Genomic DNA, 5,809 nt, shown 5'->3' on the forward strand with positions numbered 1-5,809 from the left:
TTCACCCCTGGATCGGCTGCGATACCGGCCGCGTATCGGACGCGGCAACTCCGACGCTACCGCCATACAGTCACCGCATCCGGCAACCAGGCCGCAGACGATCACGCGACGACTGCCTCGGGTGAGCATCCAGCCGGGGAGCACCATCGCCGCAGGATTCCGGTCCCGGTCGCACTGTTCCGTAGAGGTGTTCCGCGAAATGTTCCGATGAACCCCCTGTGCCGGTATGCTTTCGGGGCAATGAGCAACTGGGTTACTCCCGGATGTTCGCATACCCCACCGACAGGCAAATCCGCTATTACCACAGGTAGGGCGGTCGGTTTGGTTCTATGTGGGGTACACAGTTGACTGGGCTCGTCTCGCTGACCCCGGGAAACCTGGACCGAGCCCCTGGATCATGTCATCGTAGGCGGTGAGTGAGCACAGGACAGGTGCGCCGATCTTGTCGTTGTGCCACGTGCCCGCTCCCGCGGCTCAGCGCCGAGTGAACCTCCCTCGACATCAACGAATCCGGCTCGGCCACAGCCCGATCCGACACCACGCGACAGGTCCACCAGCGCCGAACCACGCGGGTGCAGCCGAGCCGCCGCCTCCGAACATCCGTCACACGGTCCTGACAAGGTCCTACCGGTGCTGATCCGGACTGCCTGCCCAGGCCGGTGGGAGGATCTCGGTTGAAACGTCGGCGATTTCGCGAAGGCGGGCCGGGGTGAGGCCCATGCGGCTCAATTGGATGAGACCCTGGGTGGTCATGATGACATTGGCGCTGAGGGCCGAGAGGAGTTCTTCGTCGGCGGGGCCGGTGGCGATCATGGCGCGGCGGAGGCGTTCGGCGACAGCGTTTTCCATGGTGGCGACGGTGCGAGCGCCGATGGTCGCGACTTCCGGGATGCGGGTGCCCAGGTGGGCGATGCTGTTGATCATGAGGCAGCCGCGGCGGTCGGGGTGGGCGGCGCAGTCGTCGATGACCGCATGGCAGAGGGCGCGGACGGCGGCGCGTGCCGATCCGGGGGTGGATTCGATTGCCGCGCGGACGAATCGGGCGCGCTGGTCGCAGTAGCGTTCGAAGGCGGCCAGGAACAGGCCGCGTTTGTTGCCGTAGGCGCCGTAGATGCTGCCGTTGCCGATGCCGGTGGCGCGGGAGACGTCCTCGACCGAGGTGGTGTCGAAGCCTTGCGGCCAGAAGAGTTCGATCGCGGCATCGAGCAGCGTCTGCTCGTCGAACTGTCGCGGTCTACCCATGGGACTCACCGTATCAATCTGCGATCTCGAGCACTCCACTTGTTTTGGAGGCGCACCTCCAGAATACTGGTTGACATGTCCTCAATATCTTCCTGTACCGCCCGTCGCCGGGTGGGGATCCTCGTGTTCGATGGTGTGAAGATGCTCGACTTCGTCGGTCCCGCCGAGGTGTTCATGGAAGCCAATCAATCGGTGAACGGGTACGAGGTGGTGTTGGTCTCGGCCGACGGGCGGGATGTGCAGACCTCGATCGGTGCGCGGGTCGCGGTCAGCGGTGCGGCGGCCGAGGCCGGCAGGTTCGACACCGTGGTGATTCCGGGCAGTGAACTGCCGGCCTCGGTGTTCGTGACGCCCGAGGTGCTGGCGGCGGCTCGGCATCTGTCCTCGCACACCCGTCGGCTGGTGTCGATCTGCAGTGGGACGGCGGTGCTGGCAGAACTCGGGCTGCTCGACGGGCGGCGGGTGACCACGCATTGGAAGTACGCACCGGATCTGGCCCGGAAGTTCCCGGCCGTGAAAGTGGAGCCGGACGCGATTTTCGTACGGGACGGCAATCTCTACAGTTCGGCCGGAGTGGCGGCGGGCGTGGATCTGGCCCTCGCCCTGCTCGAGGAGGATCATGGTGCGGACGTGGCGCGGCGGGCGGCGCAGCTGCTGGTGGTGTACATGCAGCGGGCGGGTGGGCAGTCACAGTTCTCGGCTTCCCTGACCGGCCCGGTGCCGCGCAGTCCGCTGGTGCGCACGGTCGTCGATCTGATCTGCGCGGATCCGGCCTTCCCGCATACGGTGCGGACCCTCGCGGCGCACGCCCGGGTGAGCGTGCGGCACCTGACCCGGCTGTTCCGGTCCGAGCTGGAACGCTCACCGGCCGAGTACGTGGCGTTCATTCGCTTCGGCGTCGCGCGGGACATGCTGCACGCCGGGTGCTCGGTGACCGAGGCGGCCATGGCGGCGGGATTCGGCAGCAGTGAGGCGCTGCGCCGGGCTTTCGTTGCCCGCCTGGGCATTTCGCCGCGCACGTATCAGCAGCGTTTCCGCACCACGGGCTCGGCGAAGTGGCCGACGCTGCCGGAGCCGGCCATCGCCGCCGTGTCCTGAATCGGGGTTTTCACGGCCCGCAGCGAGGGGCGGCGCGCAGAGGTTCCAGATGAAAATATCCCGTCACCGCCGCGGTGGCGACCGAAATCTCCAGTAGAAAGGCACACAACCATGTCTGGAAATCCGCACGGCATTTCGCTCGAACCGGCCGCGCAAGAGTTCGTGGACGCCACTTCGCAGCCGCCGTTCCTGTACCAGTTGCCGCCGGAGGAGGGCCGTAAAGCGGTTGACTCGGTGCAGGATTCGCCGATCTTCAAGCCGGAGATCGACGAGGAGTGGATCACCGTCGAGGGTGGCCCGACCGGGTCGGTGCGGGCGCGCATCGTGAAGCCGCAGGGCGCGGCCGAGCCGCTGCCGGTGATCGTCTACACGCATGGCGCGGGCTGGGTGTTCGGGGACGCGCACACTCACGACCGGCTCGTTCGTGATCTCGCCGTCGGTGTGCACGCGGCCGTCGTGTTCCCGGAATACGATCGCTCGCCGGATGTGCGGTACCCCGTCGCCAATGAGCAGTCGTATCGAATCGCGCAGTGGGTCACCACCGATGGGGCGAGCAAGGGCCTGGATGCTTCCCGGCTGGCGGTCGCGGGCGATTCGGTCGGCGGCAATATGGCGATCGCGCTGACGCTCATGGCCAAGGAGCGCGGCGATGTCTCCTTCGCCCAGCAGGTGCTGTTCTACCCGGTCACCGACGCCAACTTCGACACCGGATCCTACGAGCGATTCGCCGAGGGCTACTTCCTCACCCGCGAGGGCATGCGGTGGTTCTGGGACCAGTACACCACCAGCTCCGAAGACCGCGCGCGCATTACCGTTTCGCCGTTGCGCGCCACCACCGAACAGCTCGCCGGATTGCCGCCCGCGCTGGTCATCACCGCCGAAGCCGATGTGCTGCGGGACGAGGGCGAGGCGTTCGCCGGGAAGCTGCGTGAGGCGGGCGTGCCGGCTACCCAGGTGCGCTACGGCGGGATCATTCACGACTTCGTGATGGTGAACGCCCTGCACGATACGCATGCCGCGAAAGCCGCCGTGGCGCAGGCGGTCGCGACATTGCGCGCGGCGCTGCATCCCTGACCGCACCGCCGGGCATGCCGATCCGCGCCCGGCACAGCCGTCCTATCCGATCTCGACCCAGGAGCCATCCCCATGACCACCACCCCCACAGTCGTCCTGGTCCACGGCGCTTTCGCCGATTCCTCCAGCTGGAACGGCGTCATCGACATCCTTGCCGCCGAGGGCGTTTCCGTGCTCGCCGCGGCCAATCCGCTGCGCGGCCTCACCTCCGATGCCGCCTATGTCGCCTCGGTCGTCGACAGCATCGACGGACCGGTGGTGCTGGCCGGGCATTCCTACGGCGGCAGCGTCATCAGCGTTGCGGCGCAAGGCAAGCCCCAGGTCACCGGGCTCGTCTATCTGGCGGCCTTCATTCCGGAAGCCGGTGAGAGCGCGCTGGCACTGACCGACAAGTTCCCGGGCTCGACCCTCGGCCCGACCACCCGCCCGGCGTCCTACCCGCTGGCCGATGGCGCCGACGGTACCGAGTTGTACATCCGGCAGGACGAATTCCCGCAGCAGTTCGCCGCCGACGTGCCCGCCGCCACCGCCGCGGCCATGGCGGTGACCCAACGGCCGGTCGCGCTGGCCGCGCTCCAGGAACCGGCCGCGGCGGCCGCGTGGACGAGCATTCCGGCATTCGCGCTGCTCACCACCGACGACAAGAACATCCCGCTGCAAGCCCAGCGGTTCATGGCCGAACGCGCGCAGGCCGAATCGATCGAGATCGCCGCCTCGCACGCGGTGACCGTGTCCCAGCCCGGCGCGGTCGCCGAGCTGATTCTGCGTGCGGTGCGACAGTCGAACTGACCCGTCCGGTGCGGCCGGCCGGGGTGCGGTCGTGCACGCCGACGCAGTCCTCGCCCTGGACCGCGTGCACCCGTTCGACCTGTCCACGCCGGTCGACGTGTTCAGCCGAATCCGGTTGTCGGACCGCCATGCCGGGTATCGGGTTCGGCTGTGTACGGAACGCCCGCAGATCGGCGCGGGACTGTTCACGCTGCGGGTGCCGTGGGGGCTGGAAGGGTTGGATGCGTTGGACATCTTGGTGATTCCGGGGACCGCCGATCCACTCTGCCCGCAGCCGCCGAAGGCGCGGGAGGCGTTGCTGGGGCTGCCGAGGACGGAACCCGGTTGGCAGCCACCGGTTCCGGGGCTTTCCATCTGGCTGCAGCGGGGCTGCTCGACGGCCGCCGGGCGACCACCCATTGCGGCGTGGCCGAATGGCCGGCTGCGACCTATCCGGATTCGGGTGGAATCGAAAGCTGAGGTTCCCCCACTTTCTCAGAGGGCTTCGATCAGGAAACAGGGCTTCGCTGCTTTGATGGCTATGAATGGAATTTCACGTGTCCGGCGTTGGTGATGTGCGGCGTCGAGACGTGGTCAACGAGATCCAGGATCATCCCGTGTAGCGTGGATCCGTCGCTGTCGCAAAAGATCTGGGATGTGGCGGCTCCTGGTGTCGTCGGCCACCATCTCGATGGCGGGTTCGTCGCGCCGTAGCCGCAGGAGTAGCCAGGTCTGGGCGCTCATGCCGGTGCCCGCGCTGGAGGAACTGGCCGGACCCGCCGGCCTGACCGGGGTCTGCGAGGCGGACCGGGAACGGCTGGTGCAGCTGGGAGCACCGCAGCCCACGGCCAAATTCTTCGACCCGGTCGAGCTGATCGACGCCTGGCGCACCGTACCCGTGACGGGCGTGTTCTGCCTCGCCAACGGCCTCAGCCTGGAGGTGGCCCGGCAGCTCTACGCCACCGGCGCACCGAGATTCGCGAAGTTCGCCGCCACGGACACGACGTTCTTCGAACTGCCGACCGGACATTTCCCGATGCTCTCCACGCCGGCCGAGCTCGCCGAGGTACTGGTGCGCGCTGCCGCCGGGGAGGGCACACACCTGCGGCAGGCTGCCGATACCTCTTCCTCACGGTAGCCCGGGCCATCAGCCCAGATCAGATGGCCCCGAGGTCCACAGCCGACATGCGGACGTTCGCGTGGATTGGACACCTGCTACGCGCGTGCGGCAGGAGCTTCACCCCTGGATCGGCTGCGATACCGGCCGCGTATCGGACGCGGCAACTCCGACGCTACCGCCATACAGTCACCGCATCCGGCAACCAGGCCGCGGATGATCACGCGACGACTGCCTCGGGTGAGCATCCAGCCGGGGAGCACCATGCTGCCCAGGCGCGGGCGAAGTGGGGTGCCGATCTCGGCGCGAGACGGCAACCCGAAGCGAATCCGCTGAACACCACTTCGAGCATCATTCACTGAAGAGGACATCGGAAACTGACATCCGGAGGATAGCGATTCGGTCGTGGTGTTTGGGGGGGGGCGGGGGCCCCCGGGAAAACCCCCCCCCCCCGGGCCGCCCCCCCCCCCCCCCTTACCGTGAAGTTTTTGGGGGACAGTACCCCCCCAA

The 5,809-nt window shown here is 67.6% G+C and carries 6 protein-coding genes; 5 read left to right on the forward strand and 1 reads right to left on the reverse strand.

What is annotated here, in order from left to right; translation table 11 throughout:
- Window positions 1-624: 624 nt before the first annotated feature.
- A complete protein-coding gene (locus ACFXHE_RS43945) occupies window positions 625-1,242 on the reverse strand; it encodes a TetR/AcrR family transcriptional regulator (protein ID WP_379391716.1) in 618 nt (205 codons plus the stop codon).
- Between the two features lie 75 nt (window positions 1,243-1,317).
- On the opposite strand from ACFXHE_RS43945, the gene ACFXHE_RS43950 reads away from it, so the two are divergent.
- From ACFXHE_RS43950 to ACFXHE_RS43970, 5 genes are all read left to right on the forward strand, one after another.
- Entirely contained in the window at window positions 1,318-2,340 is a 1,023-nt protein-coding gene (locus ACFXHE_RS43950) for a GlxA family transcriptional regulator (RefSeq protein WP_379391718.1), read from the forward strand.
- 111 nt (window positions 2,341-2,451) lie between these two features.
- The gene (locus ACFXHE_RS43955) at window positions 2,452-3,414 is read left to right on the forward strand and encodes an alpha/beta hydrolase (protein ID WP_379391721.1); all 963 of its coding nucleotides are present in this window, start codon (window positions 2,452-2,454) and stop codon (window positions 3,412-3,414) included.
- A 72-nt stretch (window positions 3,415-3,486) separates the two neighbouring features.
- Window positions 3,487-4,203: an alpha/beta fold hydrolase gene (locus ACFXHE_RS43960; RefSeq protein WP_379391723.1), complete on the forward strand. Its 717-nt coding sequence runs from the start codon at window positions 3,487-3,489 to the stop codon at window positions 4,201-4,203.
- Between the two features lie 31 nt (window positions 4,204-4,234).
- Window positions 4,235-4,756 carry a hypothetical protein gene (locus ACFXHE_RS43965; protein ID WP_379391725.1) on the forward strand — a complete coding sequence of 174 codons (522 nt, stop codon included), beginning with the start codon at window positions 4,235-4,237 and terminating at the stop codon, window positions 4,754-4,756.
- 81 nt (window positions 4,757-4,837) lie between these two features.
- Entirely contained in the window at window positions 4,838-5,320 is a 483-nt protein-coding gene (locus tag ACFXHE_RS43970) for a hypothetical protein (protein WP_379391727.1), read from the forward strand.
- Window positions 5,321-5,809 lie beyond the last annotated feature (489 nt).

It is taken from the genome of Nocardia sp. NPDC059229 (assembly GCF_042754165.1).
Classification (GTDB): Bacteria; Actinomycetota; Actinomycetes; order Mycobacteriales; family Mycobacteriaceae; genus Nocardia.